Annotated in this window: 26 protein-coding genes and 2 pseudogenes; 16 read left to right on the forward strand and 12 right to left on the reverse strand. The window is 63.3% G+C overall.

The features are described 5' to 3' along the window. The first annotated feature begins 353 nt into the window (after positions 1-353). Positions 354-863 carry a nitroreductase family protein gene (locus RCH10_RS24150; RefSeq protein ID WP_409054395.1) on the forward strand — a complete coding sequence of 170 codons (510 nt, stop codon included), beginning with the start codon at positions 354-356 and terminating at the stop codon, positions 861-863. 12 nt (positions 864-875) lie between these two features. Here RCH10_RS24150 and RCH10_RS24155 read toward each other — a convergent pair. From RCH10_RS24155 to RCH10_RS24180, 6 genes and pseudogenes are all read right to left on the reverse strand, one after another. Further along, a pseudogene (locus RCH10_RS24155) lies at positions 876-1,865 on the reverse strand (IS630 family transposase); the annotation flags it as partial. A gap of 288 nt (positions 1,866-2,153) precedes the next feature. After that, on the reverse strand, positions 2,154-2,903 hold the full coding sequence (locus tag RCH10_RS24160) for a TolC family protein (protein ID WP_323499333.1): 750 nt from the start codon (positions 2,901-2,903) through the stop codon (positions 2,154-2,156). Positions 2,904-3,242: 339 nt separating this feature from the next. Further along, positions 3,243-3,680, reverse strand: a complete 438-nt coding sequence (locus tag RCH10_RS24165) for a hypothetical protein (RefSeq protein ID WP_323501932.1) — start codon at positions 3,678-3,680, stop codon at positions 3,243-3,245. A gap of 451 nt (positions 3,681-4,131) precedes the next feature. After that, on the reverse strand, positions 4,132-4,731 hold the full coding sequence (locus RCH10_RS24170; RefSeq protein ID WP_323501933.1) for a hypothetical protein: 600 nt from the start codon (positions 4,729-4,731) through the stop codon (positions 4,132-4,134). 396 nt (positions 4,732-5,127) lie between these two features. Next, a complete protein-coding gene (locus tag RCH10_RS24175; RefSeq protein ID WP_323499336.1) occupies positions 5,128-5,811 on the reverse strand; it encodes a type 1 glutamine amidotransferase domain-containing protein in 684 nt (227 codons plus the stop codon). Between the two features lie 42 nt (positions 5,812-5,853). Beyond that, positions 5,854-6,888: an NADP-dependent oxidoreductase gene (locus RCH10_RS24180; protein WP_323499337.1), complete on the reverse strand. Its 1,035-nt coding sequence runs from the start codon at positions 6,886-6,888 to the stop codon at positions 5,854-5,856. A gap of 378 nt (positions 6,889-7,266) precedes the next feature. Between RCH10_RS24180 and RCH10_RS24185 the strand changes: the two are divergent. Further along, positions 7,267-7,923: pseudogene (locus tag RCH10_RS24185) on the forward strand (Crp/Fnr family transcriptional regulator); the annotation flags it as partial. A gap of 201 nt (positions 7,924-8,124) precedes the next feature. Continuing rightward, positions 8,125-8,466 (forward strand): DUF6582 domain-containing protein, encoded by a 342-nt coding sequence (locus RCH10_RS24190; RefSeq protein ID WP_323499355.1) that lies wholly within the window; start codon positions 8,125-8,127, stop codon positions 8,464-8,466. On the opposite strand, the gene RCH10_RS24195 is transcribed toward RCH10_RS24190, so the two are convergent. After that, on the reverse strand, positions 8,438-9,091 hold the full coding sequence (locus tag RCH10_RS24195; RefSeq protein WP_323499338.1) for a BON domain-containing protein: 654 nt from the start codon (positions 9,089-9,091) through the stop codon (positions 8,438-8,440). The two genes, RCH10_RS24190 and RCH10_RS24195, sit on opposite strands and share 29 nt — an antisense overlap. Positions 9,092-9,318: 227 nt before the next feature. On the opposite strand from RCH10_RS24195, the gene RCH10_RS24200 reads away from it, so the two are divergent. The 7 genes from RCH10_RS24200 to RCH10_RS24230 all read left to right on the forward strand — a co-directional run bounded on the left by RCH10_RS24200 (position 9,319) and on the right by RCH10_RS24230 (position 14,500). Beyond that, entirely contained in the window at positions 9,319-9,783 is a 465-nt protein-coding gene (locus tag RCH10_RS24200) for a hypothetical protein (protein ID WP_323499339.1), read from the forward strand. 267 nt (positions 9,784-10,050) lie between these two features. Next, a complete protein-coding gene (locus RCH10_RS24205) occupies positions 10,051-10,209 on the forward strand; it encodes a hypothetical protein (protein ID WP_323499340.1) in 159 nt (52 codons plus the stop codon). Positions 10,210-10,231: 22 nt separating this feature from the next. Further along, positions 10,232-11,545 carry an efflux RND transporter periplasmic adaptor subunit gene (locus RCH10_RS24210; protein ID WP_409054385.1) on the forward strand — a complete coding sequence of 438 codons (1,314 nt, stop codon included), beginning with the start codon at positions 10,232-10,234 and terminating at the stop codon, positions 11,543-11,545. A gap of 18 nt (positions 11,546-11,563) precedes the next feature. Further along, positions 11,564-12,814: an FtsX-like permease family protein gene (locus RCH10_RS24215; protein ID WP_323499342.1), complete on the forward strand. Its 1,251-nt coding sequence runs from the start codon at positions 11,564-11,566 to the stop codon at positions 12,812-12,814. A gap of 70 nt (positions 12,815-12,884) precedes the next feature. Next, the gene (locus RCH10_RS24220; RefSeq protein ID WP_323499356.1) at positions 12,885-13,562 is read left to right on the forward strand and encodes an ABC transporter ATP-binding protein; all 678 of its coding nucleotides are present in this window, start codon (positions 12,885-12,887) and stop codon (positions 13,560-13,562) included. 133 nt (positions 13,563-13,695) lie between these two features. Then, positions 13,696-13,950 carry an SHOCT domain-containing protein gene (locus RCH10_RS24225; RefSeq protein WP_323499343.1) on the forward strand — a complete coding sequence of 85 codons (255 nt, stop codon included), beginning with the start codon at positions 13,696-13,698 and terminating at the stop codon, positions 13,948-13,950. A 19-nt stretch (positions 13,951-13,969) separates the two neighbouring features. Then, the gene (locus RCH10_RS24230) at positions 13,970-14,500 is read left to right on the forward strand and encodes an HD domain-containing protein (RefSeq protein ID WP_323501935.1); all 531 of its coding nucleotides are present in this window, start codon (positions 13,970-13,972) and stop codon (positions 14,498-14,500) included. Positions 14,501-14,550: 50 nt separating this feature from the next. Here the strand turns inward: RCH10_RS24230 and RCH10_RS24235 are convergent, their stop codons facing one another. Further along, positions 14,551-15,204, reverse strand: a complete 654-nt coding sequence (locus RCH10_RS24235) for a BON domain-containing protein (RefSeq protein WP_323499345.1) — start codon at positions 15,202-15,204, stop codon at positions 14,551-14,553. Positions 15,205-15,542: 338 nt separating this feature from the next. On the opposite strand from RCH10_RS24235, the gene RCH10_RS24240 reads away from it, so the two are divergent. Then, a complete protein-coding gene (locus tag RCH10_RS24240) occupies positions 15,543-16,976 on the forward strand; it encodes an L-cystine transporter (RefSeq protein ID WP_409054386.1) in 1,434 nt (477 codons plus the stop codon). Positions 16,977-17,028: 52 nt separating this feature from the next. Here RCH10_RS24240 and RCH10_RS24245 read toward each other — a convergent pair whose 3' ends face one another. Both RCH10_RS24245 and RCH10_RS24250 read right to left on the reverse strand, forming a co-directional pair. Beyond that, positions 17,029-17,436: a barstar family protein gene (locus tag RCH10_RS24245; protein WP_323499347.1), complete on the reverse strand. Its 408-nt coding sequence runs from the start codon at positions 17,434-17,436 to the stop codon at positions 17,029-17,031. A gap of 335 nt (positions 17,437-17,771) precedes the next feature. Further along, complete coding sequence (locus RCH10_RS24250; RefSeq protein WP_323501938.1) at positions 17,772-18,311, reverse strand: hypothetical protein; 540 nt, start codon at positions 18,309-18,311, stop codon at positions 17,772-17,774. A gap of 619 nt (positions 18,312-18,930) precedes the next feature. Between RCH10_RS24250 and RCH10_RS24255 the strand changes: the two genes are divergently transcribed. The 3 genes from RCH10_RS24255 to RCH10_RS24265 all read left to right on the forward strand — a co-directional run bounded on the left by RCH10_RS24255 (position 18,931) and on the right by RCH10_RS24265 (position 21,200). Then, entirely contained in the window at positions 18,931-19,644 is a 714-nt protein-coding gene (locus tag RCH10_RS24255; RefSeq protein WP_323501940.1) for a Crp/Fnr family transcriptional regulator, read from the forward strand. Positions 19,645-19,752: 108 nt separating this feature from the next. Continuing rightward, the gene (locus RCH10_RS24260) at positions 19,753-20,466 is read left to right on the forward strand and encodes a Crp/Fnr family transcriptional regulator (RefSeq protein WP_323499350.1); all 714 of its coding nucleotides are present in this window, start codon (positions 19,753-19,755) and stop codon (positions 20,464-20,466) included. 239 nt (positions 20,467-20,705) lie between these two features. After that, positions 20,706-21,200, forward strand: coding sequence for a hypothetical protein (locus RCH10_RS24265; RefSeq protein WP_323499351.1), 495 nt, complete (start codon positions 20,706-20,708; stop codon positions 21,198-21,200). A gap of 126 nt (positions 21,201-21,326) precedes the next feature. Here RCH10_RS24265 and RCH10_RS24270 read toward each other — a convergent pair whose 3' ends face one another. Beyond that, on the reverse strand, positions 21,327-21,704 hold the full coding sequence (locus RCH10_RS24270; protein WP_323499352.1) for a hypothetical protein: 378 nt from the start codon (positions 21,702-21,704) through the stop codon (positions 21,327-21,329). Positions 21,705-21,809: 105 nt separating this feature from the next. Continuing rightward, positions 21,810-23,837: a magnesium-translocating P-type ATPase gene (gene mgtA, locus RCH10_RS24275; RefSeq protein WP_409054387.1), complete on the reverse strand. Its 2,028-nt coding sequence runs from the start codon at positions 23,835-23,837 to the stop codon at positions 21,810-21,812. Positions 23,838-23,984: 147 nt separating this feature from the next. Between mgtA and istA the strand changes: the two genes are divergently transcribed. Together istA and istB are read left to right on the forward strand one after the other, a co-directional pair. Beyond that, positions 23,985-25,508, forward strand: coding sequence for an IS21 family transposase (istA, locus tag RCH10_RS24280; protein ID WP_409054388.1), 1,524 nt, complete (start codon positions 23,985-23,987; stop codon positions 25,506-25,508). Next, positions 25,501-26,292: an IS21-like element helper ATPase IstB gene (gene istB, locus RCH10_RS24285; protein WP_323502503.1), complete on the forward strand. Its 792-nt coding sequence runs from the start codon at positions 25,501-25,503 to the stop codon at positions 26,290-26,292. Before istA ends, istB begins: the two co-directional genes overlap by 8 nt. Positions 26,293-26,331 lie beyond the last annotated feature (39 nt).

Below are 26,331 nucleotides of genomic sequence, written 5' to 3' on the forward strand. Positions count from 1 at the left end.
GCCGCAGCCGGTGCTGCCGGCGGCGCAGCGGCTGGCCCGCAAGCGGCAAGCGCGCCGGCCGACGACAACGTCGTCGACGCCGAAGTCAAGGAAGTCAAAAAAGCATGAGGCTCCGTGGCCGTAGCGCAGACGTTGAACGCTGAGGGCTTCACTGCCGACCCCACCGAAATGGACGACTGACTATGAACACCCTGACCAAACTGGCACTTGGCGTGCTGGGCCGTCTCGAGCCGCTGCCGCCGAGCAATGCTTTCGACACTTCGGCTGCATCGATCGAACTACCTTCGCCTACGCTCACCGGTGGCATGCCACTCATGGCAGCTTTGACAAGCCGACAATCCCGTCGCGAATTCATGCCACATCCATTACCCGTGCAGACGCTGTCTGACTTGCTCTGGGCCGCTGGCGGAATCAATCGCCATGATGTTGGTGGACGTACTGCGCCGAGTGCGATGAACGCGCAAGAAGTTCTGCTGTTCGCGGCCATGCCGCAAGGCCTGTTCCTGTATGAACCGACACGACACACGACACACGACACACGACACACGCTGCAGTTAGTGATGGCGATGGACGTGCGTCGCGTCACCGGAAATCAGGATTTTGTCGACAGCGCCCCGCTGGATCTGGTCTTCGTGGCCGACCACGCGCGCATGAAGCTGGTTCCGGTTGCGCAGCGAGAGGCCTATGCCTTTGCGACCGCCGGCGCCATGGCGCAAAACGTTTATCTTTACTGCGCATCTGAGGGCTCGGCCACGGTGATCGGCGCCTGGTTTGACCGTGACGCCTTGGCGTGTGCAATGGAACTGCAACCCGACCACCAGCTTCTGCTGTCGCAGACCGTCGGCATCGTCAAGGCGATCTAGTGTGCTGTCCCGCTGGTACAGATGCGCCACGAAATGATCGATGCGCTGCGCGAGTTGTTTGACGCTGGTGAACGAGCCACGGCGAATGGCCCTGTCGGGAATCAGCGCGAAGAATCGCTCGACCTGATTGAGCCATGAACTGTAGGTCGGGATGAAGTGCAAGTGCCAGCGAGGCCGGCTTAGGAGCCAAGCCTTGGTCGCCTGATGCCTGTGGGTGGCGTAGTTATCGACGATGCAGCGGATGTCCAACTCGTGTGGCACCGCTTTGCCGATCTTGCGCAAGAATGCCAGGAACTTCTGATGTCGATGCCGCGGCTTGCAACTGGCGTGCACCGCGCCGTTGAAAACGTTCAACGCGGCGAACAGTGTGGTTGTTCCGTGGCGCTTGTAGTCGTGCGTCACGCCCTCCACGTAGCCGAACCCCATGGGGAGCATCGACTGCGTCCGTTCCAGCGCATGGCACTGGCTTTTCTCGTCAACGCACGGCACCAGCGCGTTCTCCGCCGGACTCAGGTACAGGCCAACGACGTCGCGCAGCTTCTCTATGAAGAACGGATCGGTCGAGAGTTTGAAGCTCTCGCTGCGATGCGGTTGTAGCCCAAAGAGTCGGAAGTAGCGCTGCACGCTGGTCTTGGAAATGCCGGTCTCTGCGGCAACCGTTCGCACGCTCCAGTGCGTCGACCCATCGGCGGGCTTGGTGTGCAGCGTCGTCTTGATCAACTGCGCGATGCGCTCATCGTCGATCGTGCACGGCTTGCCCGGGCGAACATCGTCATAGAGCCCGGCAATGCGTCGTTCGATGAAGCGCATGCGCCTCTTGCCCATTGTCGCGTTGGTCAGCCTGAGTCGTTGGGCAATCGACTTGTTCAGCTCGCCGTCGGCACTGCTCAAGATGATGCGCGCTCTGTCACTGAGCCCTGCCGGCAACGAGCGGCTGCGCGCGAGCGATTGCAGCTGCGGTGCGCTACGTCCCGAGCACTGTTTGGAAGTCCACCAAGCCAATGCTGTAGCGTTGACTCGCCAACTGGGCCGCGTTGGCCGCAGCGTGGGCGGCGCTTGTCTGGCGCACCAGCCTGAGCCGATCGTCGCGCTGCGCGACCAAGGTCCTCGACATCTTTCGAGGCCAGCAGCACTGCTGCGACGTAGGCAAGTTGCGCTTGTTCCAGCGCGGCCTGCTGCGCATCCACCTGCGCAAGCGTGGCACCGCCGTCACGAACCGGCAGGTTCACGCTGCCCAGAGCGTGCGCACGACCGATTCCGAATGGGTCTGCGCGCCCAGCGTCAGGGCGCTCAGGCCCAGCGAGCCGCCAATGGCGAAGCCGGGTTGCCGCGCCGCCCGCGCCTGACGGACCCGCGCCTGCGCGGCAGCGACCTGGTGCTCGGCGGAGCGGACATCCGCGCGCTGCCGGAGCGTTTCGGCAGACAAGCGCAGTGCCAAATCTTCGGTTGGCTGCGGCACAGGCGCAAGCCTGTCCAGCAGGTCGGCAAGTGCGCCCGGCCGGTTAGCACGGCCAGCGCGTGGCTTGCTAGCACGATGCCCGTCCCGCACGCTGGCACCAGCACGCCCGTCTGTTCGGCCTCGATCGAAGTGACGAGTCTGGCCTGCAGGCGCCACAGTGTGATCTGCGGCGTCTCCTGCTGGCTTGCCAGGTTGGCGTTTGCAATCACCAGCCGGGCCTGAGCGCTGCGCCCCAAGATGTAGTTCATCGCGACTTCGGCCTCGACCGACACCTGCACGTCGCCCAGGTTCGCGACGGTCGCGCGAATGGTGGCTTCGCTGGCATCCAGTGCGCTGCGGTTGCTACCGAAAATGTCCAGTTCCCAGTTGGCGTCGAGTCTCGCCTGAAATGTGCGGGTGACGGTTTTCCCCGCTGCGGGTGTCGTGCTGCCGATGCGCTGTGCCGAGGCAGAGCCGCCCACCGTCGGAAGGAGGGTCGATGCCGCCAACCTCCCCGTTGCACGCGACTGTCGCAGCACCGCTTGCGAACTCAGCAAGGTTGTGTTGACACGCAAGGCATCGGCCACCAGCCGGATCGTCAAAGCGGGACAACCAGTTGGCAATCGATGTGGATCGGGCTGTTCCCACATTGTCAGAAACTGACCATGCTGCGGACACGTCGTTGGCCTTCTAGTCGTCTGTTGAAGAGGTCACATGCGCGCAAATGGACAGGGCGAACAGTAGGCAAGCGAGCGATGGCGCCGCAGGTATCAGCCAAGTCGACATACGGCCAGCGCGGCGAAGGGCCCCGTTACTCCCATTGATACGGACCCCATGCGGGTGAACATTCGGGAGCCTTCCGGTCTGAAGGCCGGCAATAACGGATTGCATGTCGAGGCCGCAAGCCACGTCAGGATTGCTTTGCTGTCCATCGGTTGGGGCTATGCGGCAGCGCCTTGCGACTTGCCGGACGACGCGTGTTGCAAGGCGTGCCGGCCGGCAGCGGCATCGAAGCCAATCAGGCAGTCAGCACGCGCCGCATCGAGCACGGCCTGCGGGGACACTTCCAGCACTTCTACTGGACGCAGGTCATCGAGCCTGACGTTCCTGCGGGCAAACCATGACGCGATCGACCAGTCGTCGAACTCGAGACCAAGCTCGATTCGCACATGACTGACGGCAGACTTCACGGCCAGGTCTCGCCCATCGAACTGAAACATTGGAATCCAGGTTGAGTCATTCCACGGGAAGCCAAATATCTGCCGCTCCTGCATCAACTCATCGAGATTTCCGCTGTTGCAGGTGTGGCGCAGGGTCAGAAGGCGGGACAAGTCGCTGGCACGGAGTGTCCCGCCAGTGGTGTGATAGGTGGCCAGCACGGCTAGGAACGCGCGGCTACAAGGAAGCCAGGTGTCTTGCTCGTCTGGGTCGTACGTTACAGGCGGAAACCGAGTTGAAATTCTTGTGTGGATCATCTGTGATTTCCTGGAGGGCGCAGACCCAAAATAAAGGAGACAGGCGCTGACACCCGTCGGAGTGGCAGTTTGTTCGGCGGGCTTCATTTACGTCGGTGCGTTTGCAGACATAACCGAGACTTTTTCGATCTGCTAGTGCGAAGGCGTACCGGCCCCCTCTGTCTCTGGTTCGAACGGCGGTTTGAACACGACACACAAACAGATAAGTCAGCCTGCCGCATTCATATTGCAGGATGCCCGGCAACGACGAGCAGTCCATCGACACTGATTGCAGAGCTGGGTTTAGAGTCCCGACCGGCTCAGCGCAGCGCCGACGAATTACCTGACAACTGAATGGTTCCGCTCGACTTGTAAGTCAGTGCGCCGGTGCGACCAACTTGCCATTGATCCGCATGGCTTCGATAACGCGTCCGGTGCCGGTGGCGAGTGGACGCGCCGGACCTTCCGCCTTGACCTTGTCGCCGACCTTGAGCTTCAGTACAGCGAGACCATGAGGTCTCGTATGGACGAAATCGCCATTGTCCAGAACCACACCGTTGGCAGCGCCGTGCTTCGCGTAATTGAAATGCACTACCGTGCCGATGGCGTCTTCGTTTGCTGGAGGCGCAGTCGGTACTTTGCCGTTGACTGACACCAAGCGGTCAAAAACGTAGACCGAGTGCGCCGGCTCTCCCTTGGACGAGGGAGCCGGCTCGATCCCTTCAATCACCAATGCCTGGCCAACGCGCAGGCCGGTCAACTGCGCTGCGACCGACGCATCATGCGGCTCTGTGACGAACTGGGTGGAGATACCGTTTGTGTCGATGAGCAAGCCTTCGATGGCGCCTTTGCGGCTGTAGATCAGCTGCAGGAAAAGGCCTTCGACTGACCAGCCATCAGATTCGGAATGGGGGTGTGACATGACGTTCTTCTGGGGTAGTGAATAGAAACGATTAAGAAGGGGCTGAAGCGACAACGGGTGGGCATTGCGCAGCGTGTAGGAGTACGGCGCAGTCCGCGCCGGTCCGAACTGTGGGAGCGCACTGTCGCGTCCTGCTTGTCGGCGATCCAAGGATCGGTGGCAGCCAAACGTTGTCTGGTGACAGGAGCGTACTCATCGTTCTAGATGCCTCGCCTTGCACCGCGCTGCGCGTGCTCACCAAGTTGCGCCGCAGCATCGGGTCGCGCAGCACCAGCGTGAACGCCGGCGCCCCCCGGGCAACGCTGTATGAATTGTCATTCCAGAGGCGCAGGTCAGCACCGCCGACGAAAAGGTGCAGCATGCGCTTGAGGATGCAAAGGGCGGCATCGGTGTGCGCGTTCGATGCCCGGGATAATCGCATTTGTGCGTTGTCAACAGACATGGGTTGCCCTACACGCTTCGGAGTTTGGCCAGCAGCGCAGTGGCCGCGTGCTCGGAGGAGGCCGGGTTCTGGCCCGTGATCAGAAGGCCGTCGACCACGACATGCGGCCGCCAATCCGCCGCCTTCGAATATTGGCCACCATGTTCCTTGAGCATGTCTTCCACCAGGAACGGCACGACCTTGGTCAGTCCCGCTGCTGCTTCCTCGGTGTTCGTGAAGCCGGTGACGTTCTTGCCTTTCACCAGCGACCTGCCGTCCGGCGCCCGCGCATGTCGCAGCACGCCGGGCGCGTGGCATACGGCCGCGACCGGCTTGCCTGCGGCGATCATCGCGTCGACCAGCGCGATCGACGCGGCGTCTTCGGCCAGGTCCCACAAGGGACCGTGCCCTCCGGGATAGAAAACGGCGTCGAACTTGCTCGCCTTCAACGTCGACAGCTTCACCGTCGCGGCCAACTCCGACTGCGCGGCTTTGTCGGACTTGAAGCGGCGCGTGGCATCGGTCTGCGACGCGGCGTCGTCGCTCTTGGGGTCGAGCGGCGGCTGGCCACCCAGCGGCGAGGCCAACGTGAGCGTGGCGCCGGCATCCGTGAACACATAGTAGGGTGCTGCGAACTCTTCGAGCCAGAAGCCTGTCGTGCGGCCCGTGTTGCCGAGCTCGGCGTGGGAGGTGAGGACCATCAAAATGTTCATGCGAGATCGCCCGGGAGTGGTGGGGTGGGGTTCATGCGTGCTTCATTCGTGTGCGAGCTGGATGACCAGCTTGCCGAAATTCCTGCCTTCGAGCAGGCCGATGAAGGCTTCGGGAGTGTTCTCCAGACCGAAGACGATGTCCTCGCGGACCTTCACCTTGTCCTCCTGCACCCACTCGCCCATCGCGCCCGCAAACTCGCTCCAGCGCGGCGCGTAGTCGTCGAAGACGATGAAGCCCTGCATCCGGATGCGCTTGCGCAGCAGCGTGCCGACGAGCAGGCCCAGCCTGTCCGGGCCCGGAGGCAACGCGGTGGCGTTGTACGCTGCGATCAGACCGCACACCGGCACACGCGCCTTGGTATTCAGCAGTGGCAGCACGGCGTCGAACACCGCACCGCCGACGTTCTCGAAATACACGTCGATGCCCTTCGGACACGCTCCCGCCAAACGGCCGGGCAGGTCGTCCGCGCGGTGATCGACACAGGCGTCGAATCCCAGTTCGTCAATCACGTAGCGGCACTTGTCCTCGCCACCCGCGATTCCCACCACGGTGCAGCCTTTGATCTTGGCAATCTGCCCGACCACGGAGCCGACTGCGCCGCTCGCCGCGGCGACAACGACGGTTTCACCAGTGACCGGCCTGCCGATGTCGAGCAGGCCCATGTAGGCCGTGAACCCCGGCATGCCCAGCACGCCCAGTGCGCGCGAGGGATGTGGCTCCTCGGGAAAAAGCGAGGTCAGTCCCTTCCCATCTGACAGCGCGTAGTCCTGCCAGCCGGCGTAGCCCAGCACCAGCTCACCGACCTTGAAATCGCGATGTCGAGACACCTCGACGCGCGACACCGTGCTACCGACCATCACCTCGCCGATGGCCACGGGCGCGGCGTACGACGGCCCATCGCTCATGCGGCCGCGCATGTACGGGTCGAGCGACAGGTACAACGTGCGCAACAAGACCTGACCGGCCTCCGGTCTTGGTATCGGATCGCTCTCGGTGCGGAAGTCTCCTGCGGTGGGCGCTCCGTGCGGCCTTGCGTTCAGAACAATGCGGCGATTGACGGTGGTGCTTTGGGGCATGGCGCAGAACTTTCTCGTTGGTGGTTCAGCCCTCCTTCAACGCCGCTCGACCGAAGCAACCGGATGGCAGTCTGAGGATGCGGCGTCTCGGTGTTGAGTTCGTCAAAACTCGGACCCTGGCGGCGATGGACCGTCGGAGCGAAGCTATTCGCGATCCGACGCACGGTCTGTGCGCTAGGCAACATGGGAACGTGCCGCGGCACTGGCTGACTCCAGCTTTGTGCGCTGTCTTACACAGGGTTCTCACCAAGGCGTTTAGCCGGTCCCATGAAATTCGCCACATCCGACCGAGTGAAGTTGTCCGAGCCTCCGGCCAACGCGCCATCGAGCTTCAAAGTGGCGTCGCAAGATGCGCTGGCGAATCATCTGCTGGCGGCCTTGCCTGAGGCTGAATTGCAGCGATGGCTGCCACAGCTGGAAGGCGTGGACTTGCCACTTGGCCTCGTGCTGTACGAATCCGGCAAGATCCTCCGCCACGTCTACTTTCCGACCACCGCCATCGTCTCGCTGTTGTACGTGATGGAAGACGGCGGGTCGGCGGAGATCGCGGTCGTGGGAAACGAGGGCGTCGTCGGCATCTCGCTGTTCATGGGCGGCGAATCCACGCCGAGCCGAGCTGTGGTGCAAAGCGCTGGCCGTGGCATACGCCTGAACGCCAGTGCGATGAAGGGGGGGTTCAATCGCTCCGGCCCTGTGATGCATCTCATGCTGCGCTATACACAGGCGTTGATCACGCAGATGGCTCAGACGGCGGTGTGCAATCGTCACCATACCTTGGACAAACAACTCTGCCGCTGGCTCTTGCTCAGCCTGGACAGGCTTCAAGGCAACGATCTGGTGATGACGCAAGAACTGATCGCCAACATGCTGGGCGTGCGCCGCGAGGGCGTGACGGAGGCGGCTCTGAAACTGCAGACGGCAGGGCTGATCCGGTACGTGCGTGGGCACATCACCGTGCTCGATCGCCCCGCTCTGGAGCTCCGTACCTGCGAGTGCTATGCCGTGGTCAAGAGGGAATATGACCGGCTGCTCCCCGATCTGAAGGCGGTGCAGCGGCGAATCGCTTGTGCTGGTTGCTGGGCGATGACGAACGGCGAGCGAGCGGGCTGCAATTGGTCGACAGTTCTTCATCACAACTGGCGCGATTTCGGTGGTCGGTGCGGCGCCAGACGGACACGGCTCGGATTCGATGGCCGAATGAGGACGTCAACACGTGTCGAATGGAAGGAGCCTCGCATGCCCAAGCTGTCCTCTGAGGAACGAAACGCGATTCCCCCGCGTCAGTTTGCATTTCCGGCGCAACGCAAGGAGCCGCTGGAGAACGCGAGCCATGTCCGAAACGCTGTGGCGCGTTTCGGGCAAGTCAAAGGTGTGAGCGACACCGAACGTGACGCGGCTTGGCAACGCATCCAGGCTGCTGCGCGTCTGTATTGCGTGGAGTTGCACGAGGCAGGGTGGCGAGTGGCGAGAGTTGCGTGCGCCGCACCTTCCAGACCAGCCGAATTGAGTGCGATGGCGCGCTGCGACCAGCCTGCCGGCCCTCAGGTCTTCAGTACGAGAGATGCATCCGGTCGATGACGTTGAAGACGCCCGGGGTGCCCCAAACAGAATTCGTTGCGGTCTCGCGTTCGGCCCAGCTCTGGACCGTGCCCGCCAGCGTGACATCCGAACCCTGAACTTCGACTGAAATCTTCTTGGCGTCTGCGATTGACGTGCGCTGCAAGGCAGCTTCGATGTCCGACTTGACATCGCTGGCGATCACCGCGGGCTTGAGATTGATCTGGTTGTTGAGCCCTGTGACGCCCATCAGATGTCGAACGGCGTCTGTTGCGGCTTGCTTCTGGAACTGCCAATCCACTTCACCCGACAGGGTGACCCACCCGCCTTCAACCTTTACTTTGACGGCGCCGGCGGGCAGCGTGGAAGTCCATTCCAGCACATTCTCCACCGACCTGGCGATATCGCCATCGGATCGCACACCCAGGCCGGAGAGTTGCACCTTCAGGTCGATGGCCAGGGCGTTGACCCCTGACACGCGCTGCGCTGCGCGCTCGGCGCTCCACTTCGCGGCGTAGGAGTCGACCTGCCCGCTCAGGGTCACGACGCCGTCCTTCACCTCGACCCCGATGCGCGCGGCGTCGATCGCGGGTTCCCACTTCAGTTCTGCGCTCACGTCCTGCTGCAGTTGGCTGTCCGTCTTCATGGTGGTCTCTTCCGATCGTTGTTAGGGACCGGACGTCTTGAGCAGCTTGCCCCGAACTGTCTGTGCGATGGCGCACCTGCAGAACGGTCGAGCATTCCCGCAGTGGGATTGGAGGGTGAACGCCGGGCACTTCCAGGCATTGCAGGTCAGCGCATTTCCGACAATGGGGTTGCTTGTGTTCAATCACCCGCGCGCACAGCGCACCAGCAACCCTTCCGAAGGCACCCATGGGCAAGCCATCTTCGCAGTCCGCCTTCCCGGGCTATACCGATTGGGACATTGCCTTGCCTCGCATTTCGCGGCAGGTTGCGCCGCAGGTCGATGCCTGCCTGCGTGAGCTGGCGCCTCGGTTTCAAGCCGTCGGACTGCACTGCGATCTGCAGTCCCGGCCGACGCCTCGCGGTCAGTCAAGTCTGCTGGCCGCGGTCGGCCGGCGTGGCTTGCTGTTCATCGTCGACATCACCCTGATCAACGGCATGGCCGTCGCGGGACTTCGCGGCGCCACGCTGGATGTTCGTTTGCTGGACGCCTGTGGCGATACGGTGGCGCACTGTTCGGCGGCGGCCGCGTCCGGCGCGCCGGTCTATCGAACGAGCGCCGACGACATCATCGCCGCAGCCGAGCTGGCGCGCTCGTCGACCTCGGTTTTCGTGATGGCCATGGGCCACTTCGACTTGGTTACCGCCGCCTGACGAGCTTCGATAGGCGCGACACCCGGAACCTCCCGGGCGCGCGCACCGGATGCCTTGCCGCATCCGCCAGTGCGTTCACACGGACCGATGCAAGGCGTCGTTGTGCCTCTTCTGTCGTCGGTCGGGCAGCGAACGCGCACCTCACGTCCACTGCAATGCCCCGTGTTGGCTACCGCACAGTCCATCGGGCAACTCTTGGGTACGCTGGCTCGCTACACACAGTCAATTTCCGTGCGGCCGAATGCACCCCTCAAAAGGAACATCGTCATGACCCAGAAGAACCACCGCCCCGAACCCGCGCCCGTGCCGGGGCGTCCCCCGAACCCGAACGAGCAGCCGAGCCCGCAGACGCGGCCGGTCGAACCGAACGAGGTCTTGGGCCGCCACAAGAACACCGGACAAAAGGATCACAAAGGCGCTCGGTGAGCGACCCTTGGTTCTTCCCCGCGTGAACGCGCCCGAGGAGAAGAGGGATCCGGCGCTTGGCGATACGGATGTTCCTGCGGCCGCGGCCCTGGCGCCGGCCAAGCCCAAACCGTCTTACGTTCGTAGACACCGTGCGCAGGCGATGGCCGTGCTGGTTGCGTTGGCCGTTTCGGCTGCAGTGTTGGCGCGCTGGTGGCTGGGGCCGCAGGTGATCACCGGCACGGTGCTGCGGCGCGACTTCGTGCAGAGCGTCGTCGCCAGTGGGCATGTCGAAGCGCCGCATCGGCTGGATGTCGGCGTGCAAATCACCGGCACGGTGCTGCGCGTACCGGTTGCAGAAGGTCAGGCCGTGAAAGCTGGCGACCTGCTGGTGGAACTTGATGCCGCAGAGCTGACCGCGACTGGGCGGCAGGCCGACGCCGCCGTGGCGCAGGCCAGGGCGCGTTTGCGACAGCTTCAGGAGGTGCAGGCACCCGTGGCTGCGCAGACGCTGCGACAGTCTCAGGCCACCCTGGAGAACGCCCGCGCGGCCTTGGCGCGCAACCAGGAGCTGTTTGAAAAGGGCTTCGTCGGGCAGGCGGCACTCGATGATGCGCGCAAGACCAGCGAACTGGCGGATGCCCAGATGCGCGCGACCCGGATGCAGCTGGACACCACCGGCGCCACCGGCAGCGACCGTGCGCTCGCGGTGGCCGATCTGTCGGGGGCGCAAGCCAGCGCGCAGGCGGCCCGTGCCCGTGCTGGCTATGCCGCGATCAGTGCACCGGTTGCCGGCACGCTGATCGCGCGCAACGTGGAGGTGGGCGATGTGGTGCAGCCGGGCAAGGTGCTGATGACGCTCTCGCCGCGCGGCTTCACCCAGTTGGTGGTGCAGATCGACGAAAAGAATCTGGGCTTGCTCGCGTTGGGCCAGAGCGCGCTCGCGTCGGCCGACGCGTACCCGACGCAGCGCTTCAACGCACAGTTGGCGTACATCAATCCCGGCATCAATGCGACCACGGGTGCGGTGGAGGTGAAGCTCGACGTCGCTACCCCGCCCGCCGTGTTGAAGCAGGACATGACCGTGTCGGTGGACATCGAGGTCGCACGGCGGCCCAAGGCTTTGATCGTGCCCCTCGCGGCCGTTCACGACTCCGACGGTGCGGCCCCGTGGGTGCTGCGCGTCGAGGGCCGGCACGCGGTGCGCATACCTGTGAAACTGGGTTTGCGCAGCGGAGGCCTCGCCGAAGTGACAAGCGGGCTGGGGCAGGGCGATACCTTCGTGGTCACGCCGGCCACGATCACCCCTGGCGCGCGCATTCGGATCGCTGCAGCCTCGGCCTCCGCGCCGCCGTGAGCCGAACAGGGAAGCACGATGTTCAGCAGCCGCCTGCCGTTCGAATGGATCGTGGCCATTCGCTTTCTGCGCGAGGGCCGTCTCCAGACAGCGTTCATCATCGCCGGCGTGGCGATCGGCGTGGCGGTCATCGTCTTCATGTCGGCGCTGATGGCGGGCCTGCAATCCAACTTCATCCAGCGCGTCCTCTCGGCGTCGGCACACATCGAGTTGTTGCCACCCAAACAGGTCTCGAGGCCCTTGCGCAATGGCTCTGCGGCTTCGGCGAGCGAGGTCGAAGCTGCCATCGTGCAGGCGCCGTTGCAGCGACTCAAATCCATCGACCAGTGGCAGGCGGTTTCGGCGCAGATCCAGGCCATGCCCGCGGTGATGGTGGTGGCGCCGGTGGCGGCCGGCTCGGCCCTGGTGGTGCGCGGCAGCACCACGCGCGCGATCACGCTCACCGGCATCGAGCCCGCGCTGTATTTCCGCATCGTCGATCTGGGCGAAAAGATCGTGCGCGGCAGCACGCGCCTCCTGGGCACCGACATCCTGATCGGCACCGAGCTGGCAAGCGATCTCGGCGTGGGCGTGGGCGACAAGCTGAGGGTCACGACCGGCGCGGGCGATGCTGTCGCGTCCAGCACCCTCACCATCTGCGGCGTCTTCGACCTGGGCAACAAGGGCGCGAACCAGCGCAGCACCTTCGTCGCGCTGCGCACCGCGCAAAGCCTTCTGGGCTTGCCGGGTGGCGTGAGCAGCCTGGAGGTGACCGTGAGCGACGTGTATGCCGCAGAGACCATCGCGCAGCGCATCACGGCCGCCACCGGCGTGGAGTCGGACAGCTGGATCACCACCAACGCCCAGTTCTTCACCGCTGTCAGCGCGCAGACCACCGCCAACACCGCCATCCGCTTCTTCGTCGGCCTGTCCGTCGCTTTCGGCATCGCCAGCGTGTTGGCGGTGGTCGTGGTGCAGAAGTCGCGCGAGATCGGCATCCTGCGCGCGATGGGCATTTCTCGGGCGCAGATCCTGAGGCTTTTCCTGCTGCAGGGCGGCTTGCTCGCGCTGAGCGGCGCGGTGCTGGGCAGCGGCATTGGCGCATTGGGCCTGATTCTTTGGCAGCGACTCGCGAAGAACGCCGACGGTACGCCGCTGTTCCCATTGGTTATGGACCCGAAGCTCTTTGGCGCGGCCTTGGTGTTGGCGACGGTGACGGGCCTGGTCGCCGCCTTTGCCCCGGCGCGCAGTGCAGCGCGGCTCGACCCGGTGGTGGCGATCCGTGGCTGAGATCGCCACGATCGCGATGCCTGCTGCGCCGGCCATGGCGCCAGTCAAGCCGGCAGCGGCAGTGCCTTCCATGGTGGTGCAAATGCGGGGCGTTCGAAAGGCCTACAACGTGGGCCTGCCGATCGAGACAGAGGTGTTGCACGGCATCGACCTCGATGTGTTCCACGGCGAGTTCTGCGCCGTGGTGGGCCCGTCGGGTTCGGGTAAGAGCACCTTGCTCAACATCGTCGGCCTGCTCGACCGCCCCACGTCGGGCACGCTCGACGTGTGCGGAGAGCAGACGACCCGATTGGACGACAAGGCGCTGACGCGATTGCGCGGCCACAGCATCGGCTTCGTCTTTCAGTACCACCACCTCATCACGGCGTTCACGGCGCTGGAAAACGTGATGATGCCGATGCTGGGAGCCGACGAGTTTGCCAACGACGCGATGCGGGTGCGCGCTGAGGCGCTGCTTGCCAGTGTGGGCCTCACGACATGGCAGAACAACCTGGCCGGCAATCTGAGTGGTGGCCAACAGCAACGCGTGGCCATTGCTCGCGCGCTGGCCATGGGGCCGGCGCTGCTGCTGGCCGACGAGCCCACGGGAAACCTCGACACGAAAAGCGCCGACGAGGTGTTTGCACTGCTGCGCCAGTTCAACACCGAACACGGCACGACCGTGCTGTTCGTGACGCACAACATCGACCTGGCCGCGCGCTGCGATAAGACCATCGAGGTGATCGACGGCCGGCTGACGGGCGCTTGATCGCCGTCTCCGTGCGCAAGCGAACAGACCCTCGCCTCAAGCTGGAACAAAGTGACGGACAGGTCCTGAGCGGCCAGTGTCAATCCGGCGCTGGCCAAGTTGTATGGACCGAGACACCATCCATCGAAGGAGCTTGAAATGGGCAACATGTATTTGGGCCGACTGGTACTCGGGCTGGGGCTGGTTTCTGTGGTTCGGCGTCATGATCCTGCTGTTCTCCAGCGTCGGGAACTGGGGCTATACGTACCGGGTGCACCGGTTCTATGGCCGACCGCAGCAACAAGAAGCCATTGACATCCTGAGCCAGCGTTATGCCCGCGGCGAGATCACGCACGCCGAATACGCGCAGATGAAGTCTGCGATTTCGTCTGACTCGAAATCGACCTGACGCGCGACCGGAGCGAGTGATGTCCAGTCGATATGCCGACTTGCTCGACGCCATCGCATTCGCAGCGGAGAAGCACCGCAACCAGCGACGCAAGGATGCGGAGTCAAGCCCCTACATCAACCATCCCTTGCAGGTGGCCCAAGTTCTGTCCTCTGAAGGAGGCGTGTCCGATCTGAAGACCCTGATCGCCGCTGTCCTGCACGACACGGTCGAAGACACCGAGACCACCTTCGAGGAACTCGTCGAGCGGTTCGGCAAGAAGGTGGCCGGCGTCGTCAAGGAGATGACCGACGAAAAGATGCTGCCGAAGGTGCAGCGCAAGCGCGAGCAGGTCGAGCGCGCGCCGCAACTGAGCAAGCGTGCGGCAATCGTCAGGCTCGCCGACAAGACCTGCAACTTGCGGGACATCGCGACGCATCCACCCAAGGATTGGCCGCTCAAGCGCAAGCAGGCGTATTTCGATTGGGCCAAGGACGTTGTCGATGGCCTGCCCCGGGTCAACAAGAAGCTGCGCCAAGCCTTCGATGCGGCCCTGACCTTGCGGCCGTAGCGGAGAGCGTCGCGGCGGCGGGAATCACCCGCGCCGCCGCGGCCTCATCTTCAGTACTCGAGTGTCATCTCGTCGATGACGCTGCGCACGCCCGGCGTTCCCCATGCGGACATCGTTGCGGTCTCGCGTTCGTTCCAGCTGTGCACTTTGCCGGTCAGTGTCACATTCGAGCCGTTGATGTTGACCGAGATCTTCTTCGCATCCGCCACGGCGCTGCGCTTGAGCGCAGCCTCAATGTCGGACTTGACGGCGCTGACAGACAACTTCGGCTTGATCGCGATCTGGTCGCTCACGCCGGTGACACCGGACAAAAAGCGCACGCTGTCGGTCGCCGATTGCTTCTGGTATTGCCAGTCGACGTTTCCGGACAAGGTCACCCATCCGTTTTCGACCAACACCTTGATGGCGTTGTCCGGCACCCAGGTCGTCCATTCCAGAACGTTCTCCACCGACTTGGCGATGTCGCCGTCGCTGCGCTTGCCGCTGCCCGCAAGCTTGACCTTCAATTCGGTGGCCAGCGCCTTGACGCCACAGACACGCTGGGTTGCGCTTTCCGCGTTCAACTTCTCCGCGTAGCTGCTCACCTCGCCGGCGAGGGTCACGATGCCGTCCTTGACCTCGACGCCGATTCCGGGGGCGGTCACCGAGGGTTCCCACTTCAATTCTGCGATCACGTCTTGCTGCAGTTGGCTGTCTGTCTTCATGGCCTTTTCTCCGATAGATGATGGGCTTTCGAGCCTGAGCGTCGCGGACGGTCCGGTCTGTGCGGCAACACACGCATCAGTACCTGCGGGCGCTGCATCAATGCGCGCGGTGTCCGTCTTGTTGGCATTGGTGCCGTGGTGGCCAACGCGAAACAGAGCCGACTGGGTGCGCTTGCGCACAGTCGAGTGCGTTCGGTCGGCATAGGCTTGCGCTTCCCGGTCGGCAAGCATCGGTGCCACGCTCGCGGTTGGGGGCTGGTAGCGACAGCTCGACCACAGGTGGCAGATCGCGGAGTGACAACCCGATAGCGGTACACGCGCCAAAAATTGACCCAACAATGTTCAACCCTCTGCACCTGAGTGCGACCCTGTGCATCCTGATCAATCTGGCGGTTGCGCTCGGACTGATAGCGTTCATGTACCGCCAGCAACGCCGCGACGCGAGATTCACCGTACGGGTGCTGACCGCGCTGGCTCTGGGCATCGCCTTGGGTACCGCGATCCACTTGATCTATGCCGGCGATGCCGTGACATTCCCGATCATCACGGTGACCAATTCGTACCTCGATATCGTCGGCACAGGCTACGTGAAGCTGCTGCAGATGATCGTCATGCCACTGATCATGGTGTCGATCATCGGCGCGATTCTCAAACTGAAGGATGCGGCTTCGCTGGGCAAGATCAGTGCGCTGACGATCGGGACGTTGCTCGCGACCACCATGGTCGCGGCGGCCATCGGCATCCTGATGGCGAAGCTGTTCGGTCTCACGGCAATCGGACTCACGTCCAGCGCTGCTGAAGTTGCGCGCGGCAACTATCTGCAGGGCTCGATGGCGAGCGCGAATGCGGTCAGCGTACCGAGTCTGCTGTTGAGTTTCGTCCCGACCAATCCGTTTCTCGATTTGACGGGTGCGCGCAAGACTTCCACCATTGCGATCGTCATTTTCTCGGTGTTCGTAGGGCTGTCGGCGACCGGCATCGCCACGAAGAAGCCGCTCCTTTTCGCTTCGTTCGCGTACTTCGTGAGCGTCGCGCAGGCCGTTGTGATGCGCATGGTGACGCTGGTGCTGCGGCTGACGCCGTACGGTGTCTTCGCGTTGATGATCACGGTCGTGGCGGAGTCGAGTTACGCCGACACCCTGAAACTGATCAGCTTCGTCGTGGCTTCGTACTGTGCACTGGCGCTGATGTTCTGCGTGCATCTGGGCATGGTCGCAGCAGCCGGGTTGAATCCACTGCGTTTCGCCTCGAAACTCTTTCCGGTGCTCGCCTTTGCCTTCATCTCGCGTTCGAGCATGGGTGCGATTCCGATGGCCGTTCAGACCCAGACGAAGCGCCTGGGCACTCCGGAAGGGATCGCCAATTTTGCGGCCTCGTTCGGCGCCACCATCGGCCAGAACGGTTGTGCAGGGATCTACCCTGCCATGCTGGCGATCATGATTGCGCCGACGGTCGGAATCGACCCTTTCACGGTCAGCTTCATCGCACAACTGCTCGCTGTCGTCACGCTCGGCTCCATCGGTGTCGCGGGCGTCGGAGGCGGCGCCACCTTCGCAGCGCTGATCGTGCTGTCGACGATGAACCTGCCGGTCGCCCTGGCAGGTCTGTTGATCTCGGTCGAGCCGCTGATCGACATGGGGCGCACGGCGCTGAACGTCAGCGGTGCAATCACCGCAGGCACGGTGGTCAGTCGCGCATTGGGTGAAACCGATCTGGCTGTTTTCGACAGCGACGCAGCCCCCGATTTGGACAGCCCGGCGCAGACGGCCTGACTTGAACGGGCGCCGGCCGCCATAGGATGGCGCGACGAGCCCGACGCCCAGCCTACCGAAGCAGCAGTTCGATTCCGTCTTCGGCTTCGTCGCCGCCGAGGCCGTGTGCGCGAATGATGTCCAGCAGCCAGTCGAAGACGGTACTGCCTTGGCATGACGCCGCGGCGGCGATGTCACGGCGAGTGTCGATCTCATTGTGTGAGTCGCCTGTCGCGAGCATGCGGCGAAGTTGGCGCGCAGTCTCCGCATAGCCCAAGCGGTGCCGCGACAGGGCATGGTGTCTCCAGACCAACACGAAGCCGCCCAGCGGTGTCCCCGATCCGCCGCGCAGCACGTCGTTGAAGGCGTCGAGGTTGCGGCCCCACGCCTTCCCCTTCAGAACCCGCCGTTCAAACTCGTCGAAGAATCCTTCGAGGGTACTGAAGTTGGCGCCATCGACCGTGACGACGGCTTTGCCCATTCATTCAACCGCAATGAACCGGTCAGCGCTCGCTGCGCTCAAGACGCCGTGCAGATCTTTGTCCATCAGGTCGACGGCCTTGCGAGGCTGCAGCCACCTGTTGAGTTGAGCACAACACCCTGCACGTGCCCAGCCGTCGAATCCGTCGCTCAGCTCCGCGGGAACCCTGACATCTGCTCCACTTGCGCAGTAGACCTCAGCAGGAGAAGGTGCCCAGCATCGACGTCTCCGCCTGGCGCCGCCAGCAGATCGCCGCGGCGGGGCAGTCACGGGAGCCAGGCTGTGCGGCCGGGGACACAGAAAGGGAGCGATGCCGAAAATCCGGCCTGTTGGCGTCAGGAGCGTGGGAAGACGGCATCCACCGAGCGGCCGCCGGCGAACTGGCATTCTCCCTGCCCTCCGCCCTTCATGCCGGCAGCCGGCGTGTTGAGGTGGAAGCGGCAGCGCAGCAACTGGTTGTCGGGGCCTCTCAGGTTGGCCACCACCTTGCCAGAGTAGTGCGTCGTGAAGGCGGTCTCGGGGTACATGCCCCAATAGCCCCAGTCGTTCCAGCCGCGTCTCCAGCCGTTCCACATGGGCTCCAGGGACTCCGTGCGGGCACTGCTGGTGACCTGCAGAAACGGGCCGCTGAATGTGCTGCCAGTGCCCGCTGAAGCGGGGTTGTCCCCGACGATGGCCGACATGGTGCCACTGGTTCCCGAGTCCTTGCTGATCCATGAAAAGGTCACCGGTGCGTCACCGGGTTCGAGCGTGCCGTTGCCGATTCCCATCGACGTGCACGCTGGCAGGCTCACTACGATGGCCGCCAACAGTGTGCTGCCGGCCACGCGATGAATCGACTCGAATGCTTGCTTGACGATGCGAATTCTCTTCATTCTGTCTTCTCCGCTCAGAGGTGTGCACCGAGCGTGGAGGTGATGAGATGTTCGGTCTGTGCGCCAGCGAACTCACCGTCGTCGAAGTTGAACTTTCGGTGACTGGCGCGCGTACTTGCTTTTGTTCGTCTGCGCACTGACAGACTTTGATCGTGCGAGGAAATCATGGTCTCGGCTTCAACCCACGGGGTTCCGACACTCCGATGGAGGCACCCGAGACTACGTTCCTCGTCCCAGCAGGCGATCCATTTCTCCGTAGCACCCGTGTTCCTGCTGACCGGCATCGCCGGCCTGCTCGGCGGGATGGTGAGCGGCTTGGCACGGATCATCATTCGGGTACGTAATGTGGCAGGGGCTCCCCTGTCATCGTCGACGGCCTCCCGGGACAGATTCGCGTGCTGAATGCCGCTTTTCGCATCATGACCCATCCGTTGGCGCGCCCAGACGCCGTTCGCCGCAATCGGTAAGTACAGGCAGTCCTTCGTCGGGCTGCGGCCATCGAACGCCTGTTCCAGCAGTAATTAACCTGCCTGTATGTGCGGCAGCGAACAAACAGAAAGCTTTCCCCTCGATACAGTGAGACGCCGTGGCACCTCCGTCCTGCGGGGAAGGATTGTGGATGCCATTGACCAAGCCGGAACACAACCACCTTCTGGCAGCACTTCCCGCTGCGGAGATGGCGCGCTGGAAACCAAACCTAGAACTGGTCACGTTCAAGCTGGCCACCGCGCTTTACGAGTCAGGTGCGACGCTCGAATACGTCTACTTCCCGACGACAGCCATAGTCTCTCTGCTGTATGTCATGGAGGATGGTGACTCCGCAGAAATTGCGGTTGTCGGGAACGAAGGTTTGGTGGGTATTTCGATTTTCATGGGCGGCGAATCAACCCCAAGTCGAGCAGTCGTTCAAAGTGCCGGGAAAGGCTATCGAATTCCGTCGAGCGTACTCAAAGATGAGTTCAAATTTGCACCGGTGTTGCATCTGCTCCTGCGGTACACGCAGGCGCTGATTACCCAAATGTCGCAAACCGCGGTTTGCAATCGGCACCATTCGTTGGACCAGCAACTGTGCCGCTGGCTTCTGCTCAGCCTGGACCGGCTGACCGGAAACGAGCTGGTCATGACGCAGGAACTCATCTCCAACATGCTCGGCGTTCGCCGGGAGGGAGTGACGGAGGCAGCCCTGAAACTCCAAAAGGCAGGGCTCATTCAGTACGCGCGTGGGCACATCACCGTTCTCGACAGGCCCGGGCTCGAGAAGAGAACTTGCGAGTGCTACGCGGTGGTGAAGAAGGAATACGACCGCTTGTTGCCTGCCCTGAAAGCGATATAGCCGCGCTGCGCGTGCGTCAACGTACAGACGGCCCGGCTTGCTCGCCGCTAGGGTGTCTGAAAGACCGACTTGCCTCCCGCTATCTACCCGCAACTCAAGCGAACTTTCATGACTCGTTCCGACCCGAAGAAGAATCATCTGCTCGCCTCGCTGCCTGCGGCCGAGTGGAAGCGCTGGCTGCCCCAACTTGAACTCGTGCATCTGATGCTCGGAGAGGTTCTCTACGAGCCCGGCAGCACGATGACCCATGTTTACTTCCCGACGACTTCCATCATTTCGATGCTGTACGTGATGAAGAACGGCGAGTCGGCGGAGATCGCGGTCGTCGGCTTCGAAGGACTGGTTGGGATTCCCCTTTTCATGGGTGGCGAATCCACTTCCAGTCGTGCCGTGGTGCAGGACGCGGGTCAGGCTTACCGGCTGCCAGCGGCCATCATCAAAGAGGAATTCCAAGAGGCGCCCGTAATGCACTTACTGCTCCGGTTCACGCAGGCGCTCATCGCTCAGATGGTGCAAACCGCGGCGTGCAACAAACACCACACTCTGGAGCAACAGCTTTGCCGCTGGTTGCTGTTGAGTCTGGACCGGCTGCCGGCCAACGAGCTCAGGATGACGCAGCAGCTCATCGCCAACATGCTGGGCGTCAAGCGGGACGTGGTGCTCGATGCCGAGAATGAGCTTCGGACGAAGGGGCTCATCAGCTTCAAGGCGGGAAATATCACCGTCCTCAGCCGCTCGGGTGTCGAGGACGCGGCTTGCGAGTGCTACCTCGCAGTGCGGGGCGAATACGAACGACTGTTGCCACGACACGTGGCGGCATAGCTGAAACGCTGCCGCGACTTTGAGACCGATTGGGCCCCATGAGCGAACTACCTGCATCAGAGACTGAAGTCTCTTCGGAAATCGACCATGGAGAATTGTTTCGTCCGAGCCATCGGCACCTTGAGCCTCCTGCCATGAAGCCTCGCGACCGCAAAGTCCTGTGGTCTGTGCTGGCGGCCACGGCCGCTACTGTCACATTGCTCGCGCTCTTCAAGTAGCGAAATCGCGCCCACGGTCCAATGACGAACTTTGTGCTCAGCGACCTGCCTAATTTCATCGTCGTCGGAAGGCCGAGACGATGCGACCAAACGCGACCCGACGGCGAACCGTCGCACCTCGACGCCGACTTCGCTGCCGTCTTGGAGTTGATGGGCGCGAGCGCCGACGGCCCAGAACCTGCTGCCAGGATTGTCTACAACGATTTGGGCGATGCCATGTTGCGACGGGTACTGGACCGCTTCGGGTTCGAACGGCGACCGGACACGTTTGCTGAGCTCTACGGGCTGCTCGACTACTGCGACCGGATGACAGCGATTTCCGGAATAGGCTTTGCTCACCCCCGTGAGTTGCCGGACTGGCAGGCGAGGTCGTTCTTGCTGGTCTCGGCACAAACAGATCCGCACGTCGAAGCCGCCAGGCTCTTCTGTCTCGGAGATTTCGGCGCACTGCGGGCGTGGCATCGCGAATCCGATGCAATGCGGCGAATCGGCATTGCATACCAACGGTTCGCTTGAGCACTTGAGCCATCGCAGCGTGTCGCTGCAATACCCAAGGTGTCGGCCTGTCCGCGCAATCCGCGTCGCATTCCGTTCAACGAAGAGGCGTCTTCCGCCGCTGTTCAGCAGTTCCGAGCTCGACGTTCAGTCGTAGTCGCTCTCGTCGGCGAGTCGAGTATCCTTGGGCAGGCAGAACGTCCCTGCAGCCCGGATGCCGAATTGCCGTAGGAGAGGGCGGTTCATGTTGGTCCAGGTCGCGCGGCCGGACACGACGAATTCATAGTCCACCCGTACCCCGCCATCGAAGGTCGTTAGCTTCAGTACCCTGAGGGTGTCTTCGTCTGCTCGGCAAGTCTTTGTCGAAGATGCGGCGCGCGCAGCCGCGACAGTTCCCGACGGGGCCCCGGAGAGGGGCTTCGATGGCGCCGTCGCGAGATCGTTGCTATCGTTCGCCGAAGCCTTCGTGCCTGTACCGATTGCCACCGCGAAGAGGAGCGTTGTGATGATTGCGTTCGGCGTCATGTAATGGTTCCCCCAACTGCCGAGGCCATCATCGATCCTGGATGGCGCTGCCTCTGTGCTGCAACCCACACAGCATCGCCTCAATTTGCTCTGGAACGACACGGCTCACTGCCAGCCAAAGCGGCGAACGTAGATCCGCTTCATCACGGTGGTCAACGTGCAGTAGGCCAGCAGGATCCCGGCGAGCCAGACGAAGTAGCTGGCCGGCAGCGCCTGGAGCCTGAAGTCGCCTGCCAGCGGCCCCATCGGCAGCCACAGGCCCAGCGCCATGATCGCGACCGTCATCACGATCAGCGGCGCCGATGCCCGGCTCTCGATGAAGGGCAGCTTGGGCGTTCTGATCATGTGCACGACCAGCGTCTGCGTCAGCAGACCGACCACGAACCAGCCGGACTGGAATAGCGTCTGCCGCGCCACGCTGTTCGCGTCGAACACCCACCACATGAGTGCAAAGGTGGCGATGTCGAACACCGAGCTGATGGGCCCAAAGAACAGCATGAAACGGCCGATGTCTCTCGGGTTCCACTTGAGCGGCTTCGCGACAAGCTCGGCATCGACGTTGTCGAACGGGATGCCGGTCTGGCCGATGTCGTAGAGCAGGTTCTGAACCAGCAGTTGCAGGGGCAGCATCGGCAGGAACGGCAGGAAGGCGCTCGCCACCAGCACCGACAGCACGTTGCCGAAGTTCGAGCTCGCCGTCATGCGGATGTACTTCAGCATGTTGCAGAACGTGGTGCGGCCTTCGACCACACCGTCGTCGAGCACCAGCAGGCTCTTTTCGAGCAGGATGATGTCGGCGGCTTCCTTGGCGATGTCGACCGCCGAATCGACCGAGATGCCGATGTCGGCCGCGCGCAGGGCCGGCGCGTCGTTGATCCCGTCGCCCATGAAGCCCACCACGTGACCGCTGGCGCGCAGCGCCCGCACGATGCGCTCTTTGTGCAGCGGGCTGAGCTTGGCGAAGATGCTGTGGGATTCGGCGGCGGCCTTCAGCGCCTCGTCGCTCAGGGACTCGATCTGTGCGCCCAACAGAACAGCTTCGGAAGGCAGGCCCACCTGGTGGCAGACTTGGCGGGTGACGAGGTCGTTGTCGCCGGTCAGCACCTTGACGGTGATGCCGTGCGCGGCCAGCTTCTTCAGCGCAGGCGCAGCGGATTCTTTGGGCGGATCCAGAAAGGCGATGTAGCCGATCAGCGTCAGCCCGATCTCGTCCGCCACCGAGTATGTGGTTTGCCCCGGCGGCAGCGTCTTGACGGCCACCGCCACCACGCGCAGCCCTTCGGCGTTCAGACCCGCCGTGACGGCCTGGGTGCGGGCCAGCAGCGCGGCGTCCAGGGGCAGGGTGGGCATGGTGCGCTCGCCGTCCAGGCTGGCATCGGTCGGGTCCTGTGTGCGCACATCGGTGCAAGCGGCCAGCACCTCTTCGACCGCGCCCTTGCAGATCAACTCGTGGTGCTGGTCCTGCCCTGCCACCAGCGCCGCGACCACCACCGACATGCGCCGGCGTTCGAAGTCGAAGGGGATTTCGTCGACCTTGCGGTAGGCATCCTTCAGCTTCAACTCGGCCGCCAGTTCCACGCGGGCCAGCACCGCGCGGTCCAACAGGTTCTTCAGGCCGGTCTGGTAGAAGCTGTTGAGGAAGGCGAAGTTCAGCACCTCGTCGGTGTCCTGGCCGTAGGCATCGGCGTGGCGCGCGAGAGCGATCTTGTCCTGCGTCAGTGTGCCTGTCTTGTCGGTGCACAGCACGTCCATCGCGCCGAAGTTCTGAATCGCGTCGAGGCGCTTGACGACTACCTTCTTGCGCGAGAGCAGGACCGCGCCCTTTGCCAGTGTCGAGGTCACGATCATCGGCAGCATTTCGGGAGTCAGTCCGACGGCCACCGACAGCGCGAACAGAAAGGCCTGCAGCCAGTCACCCTTTGTGAAGCCGTTGACCAAGAAGACGATCGGCACCATCACCAGCGCGAACCGGATCAGCAACCAGCTCACGCTGTTGACCCCAGCCTGAAAGGCGTTGGGCGTCGGGTCGACTGCCGTGGCCCTGGAAGCCAGCGTGCCGAAGTAGGTGCGGCTGCCAGTGGCCACCACGAGCGCTGTCGCCGCACCCGAGACGACGTTCGTGCCCATGAACACGAGGTTCGACTGCTCCAGAACGCCAGAGGTGTTGGCGCCGGCCGAAAATTGACCCAGCTGTGAAGGTTGTGCCGCTTCAAATTTGACCCGGGTGTTCAGCCTACCCTGCTGCTTTTTTGAGCGGTGGGGGTATGAGGAGTGATCACTATGGCCATGATTGGCATGGTCCTGCGGATGCACCACCGCGAGAAGAAGTCGGTGCGAGAGATCGTGAGGGCGACGAGCCTGTCGCGCAACACGGTGAGGAAGTACCTGCGAATGCCGGTGGCGCAGCCACCGAAGTACCGGCGCCGGGCGGCGGCGACGAAGCTGTCGCCGTTCATTGAAACGATCAAGATGGCGCTGCTGGCCGATGCGCGCCGCCCGAGGAAGGAACGGCGAACCGCCAAGGCACTGCTTCAGCAGATCGCCGCGGCCGGCTACGAAGGCGGCTACACGCAACTGACGGACTTCATTCGTACATGGCGCGCCAGCCAAGGCGGCGTTGCAATCGGCAAGGCATTCGTGCCGTTGACCTTCGAGCTGGGCGAGGCGTTCCAGTTCGACTGGAGCGATGAGGCGCTGGTCATCGGGGGCCTCTACCGCAAGCTGCAGGTCTCGCACATGAAGCTGTGCGCAAGCCGCGCGTTCTTCCTTGTGGCGTATCCGAGCCAGGGCCACGAGATGCTGTTCGATGCGCATACCCGGTCGTTCGCGGCGTTGGGCGGGGTGGCATGCCGCGGCATCTACGACAACATGAAGACCGCCGTGGACAAGGTCCATAAGGGCAAGGGCCGCACCGTCAACGCGCGCTTCGCGGTGATGTGCGCGCATTACCTGTACGACCCTGACTTCTGCAACGTCGCCTCCGGCTGGGAGAAGGGCGTGGTGGAGAAGAACGTGCAGGACAGCCGCCGGCGCATCTGGATCGACGCGCGTGAGCGGCGCTTCGCGAGCTTCGACGAACTCAATGCCTGGCTGGGCGAGCGCTGCCGGGCGCTATGGGAAGAGGTCCGGCATCCCGAGCACAGGCAGTTCAGCGTGGCCGAGATGCTCGAGCACGAGCGGGAGCAGTTGATGCCGATGCCCGCAGCGTTCGATGGCTACGTCGAGGAGGTGGCCCGGGTGAGCAGCACCTGCCTGGTGTCGGTGGCGCGCAACCGCTACTCGGTGCCCTGCGAGCTGGCTGGGCAGATGGTCAGCACGCACCTGTACCCGACGCGCGTGACGGTAGTGGCCGGTGATGGCGTCGTGGCCGAGCACGAGCGGCTGACGGACAAGAGCAAGACGCGCTACGACTGGCAGCACTATGTGCCGCTGGTGCAGAGGAAACCCGGCGCACTGCGTAACGGTGCGCCGTTCGCCGATCTGCCCGAATCATTGCAGCGGCTGCGCCGTGCACTGTTGCGCGAGAGCGGAGGCGACCGGCTAATGGCGCGGGTGCTGGCGCTCGTGCCGACGGCCGGACTGGAAGCGGTGCTGGTGGCCGTAGAGCTGGCGCTGGACGGCGCACCGCCTTCCGGGCGCGTGAGCGTCGAACACGTCATCAACGTGCTCGCGCGTCTGAACGCGGCGCCGCGCCCGGACAACGTGGAGACACCGTTGCAGGTGCTGACGCCACCGATCGCTGACACAGCGCGCTACGACCGGCTGCGAGACCTGGGCAGCTTGAGGGAGGCCGGTCATGCGTGACGTCATCGCTGAACTCAAGGCGCTGCGCCTGCACGGTATGGCCGGGACCTGGGCCGACCTGATGGAGCAGAACGCCGCCGAGCTGGAGCGATCCGGCTGGCTGGTCGAGCAGATGCTGCGTGCCGAGACCACCGAGCGCGCCACGCGCTCGGTCACTCACCAGATGAACGCGGCGAAGTTCCCTGTGCACCGGGACCTTGCAGGGTTCGACTTCGAGGTCTCGCCGGTTGACCGCAAGCTCGTGCTGCAGTTAGCCGAGATGGCCTTCACCGATGAGGCGCACAACGTCGTGTTGGTGGGTGGCCCCGGCACCGGCAAGAGCCATCTGGCGACGGCCATCGGCGTGGCGGGCATCACGCAGCATGGCAAACGCGTGCGCTTCTACTCTACGGTCGACCTGGTCAATACGCTGGAGCAGGAGAAGGCTCAGGGCAAGGCGGGTCGCATTGCCGCGAGCATGCTGCGACTGGATGCGGTGGTGCTCGATGAGATGGGCTACCTGCCCTTCAGCCAGGCCGGTGGGGCGCTGCTGTTCCACCTGCTCTCTAAGCTGTACGAGCACACCAGCGTGGTGGTGACGACCAACCTGGACTTCGCTGAATGGAGCAGTGTGTTCGTAGATCCGAAGATGACCACTGCACTGCTGGACCGGCTCACTCACCACTGCCACATCGTCGAGACGGGCAACGACAGTTACCGGATCACGCACGCCACTGCCAACTCGAAGAAGCGCATCAAAGCTCGTGAGCAGGAGCGAAAGGGGGCGGTTGGAAACGCCGGTTGAGCAACATCGCAGGCAGGGACAAGGCGCTGCGGGCTTCGC

Source organism: Variovorax sp. GrIS 2.14 (genome assembly GCF_046115955.1).
Taxonomy (GTDB): Bacteria; Pseudomonadota; Gammaproteobacteria; order Burkholderiales; family Burkholderiaceae_C; genus Variovorax.

Coding starts and splice junctions, on each gene's coding strand:
- RCH10_RS24150 (WP_409054395.1), top strand. CDS start 354: ATGCCACATCCATTACCCGTGCAGACGCTGTCTGACTTGCTCTGGGCC.
- RCH10_RS24175 (WP_323499336.1), bottom strand. CDS start 5,811: ATGAACATTTTGATGGTCCTCACCTCCCACGCCGAGCTCGGCAACACG.
- RCH10_RS24180 (WP_323499337.1), bottom strand. CDS start 6,888: ATGCCCCAAAGCACCACCGTCAATCGCCGCATTGTTCTGAACGCAAGG.
- RCH10_RS24190 (WP_323499355.1), top strand. CDS start 8,125: ATGCCCAAGCTGTCCTCTGAGGAACGAAACGCGATTCCCCCGCGTCAG.
- RCH10_RS24195 (WP_323499338.1), bottom strand. CDS start 9,091: ATGAAGACGGACAGCCAACTGCAGCAGGACGTGAGCGCAGAACTGAAG.
- RCH10_RS24200 (WP_323499339.1), top strand. CDS start 9,319: ATGGGCAAGCCATCTTCGCAGTCCGCCTTCCCGGGCTATACCGATTGG.
- RCH10_RS24205 (WP_323499340.1), top strand. CDS start 10,051: ATGACCCAGAAGAACCACCGCCCCGAACCCGCGCCCGTGCCGGGGCGT.
- RCH10_RS24215 (WP_323499342.1), top strand. CDS start 11,564: ATGTTCAGCAGCCGCCTGCCGTTCGAATGGATCGTGGCCATTCGCTTT.
- RCH10_RS24220 (WP_323499356.1), top strand. CDS start 12,885: ATGGTGGTGCAAATGCGGGGCGTTCGAAAGGCCTACAACGTGGGCCTG.
- RCH10_RS24230 (WP_323501935.1), top strand. CDS start 13,970: ATGTCCAGTCGATATGCCGACTTGCTCGACGCCATCGCATTCGCAGCG.
- RCH10_RS24235 (WP_323499345.1), bottom strand. CDS start 15,204: ATGAAGACAGACAGCCAACTGCAGCAAGACGTGATCGCAGAATTGAAG.
- RCH10_RS24240 (WP_409054386.1), top strand. CDS start 15,543: ATGTTCAACCCTCTGCACCTGAGTGCGACCCTGTGCATCCTGATCAAT.
- RCH10_RS24245 (WP_323499347.1), bottom strand. CDS start 17,436: ATGGGCAAAGCCGTCGTCACGGTCGATGGCGCCAACTTCAGTACCCTC.
- RCH10_RS24250 (WP_323501938.1), bottom strand. CDS start 18,311: ATGAAGAGAATTCGCATCGTCAAGCAAGCATTCGAGTCGATTCATCGC.
- RCH10_RS24255 (WP_323501940.1), top strand. CDS start 18,931: ATGCCATTGACCAAGCCGGAACACAACCACCTTCTGGCAGCACTTCCC.
- RCH10_RS24260 (WP_323499350.1), top strand. CDS start 19,753: ATGACTCGTTCCGACCCGAAGAAGAATCATCTGCTCGCCTCGCTGCCT.
- RCH10_RS24265 (WP_323499351.1), top strand. CDS start 20,706: ATGACGAACTTTGTGCTCAGCGACCTGCCTAATTTCATCGTCGTCGGA.
- RCH10_RS24270 (WP_323499352.1), bottom strand. CDS start 21,704: ATGACGCCGAACGCAATCATCACAACGCTCCTCTTCGCGGTGGCAATC.
- istA (WP_409054388.1), top strand. CDS start 23,985: ATGGCCATGATTGGCATGGTCCTGCGGATGCACCACCGCGAGAAGAAG.
- istB (WP_323502503.1), top strand. CDS start 25,501: ATGCGTGACGTCATCGCTGAACTCAAGGCGCTGCGCCTGCACGGTATG.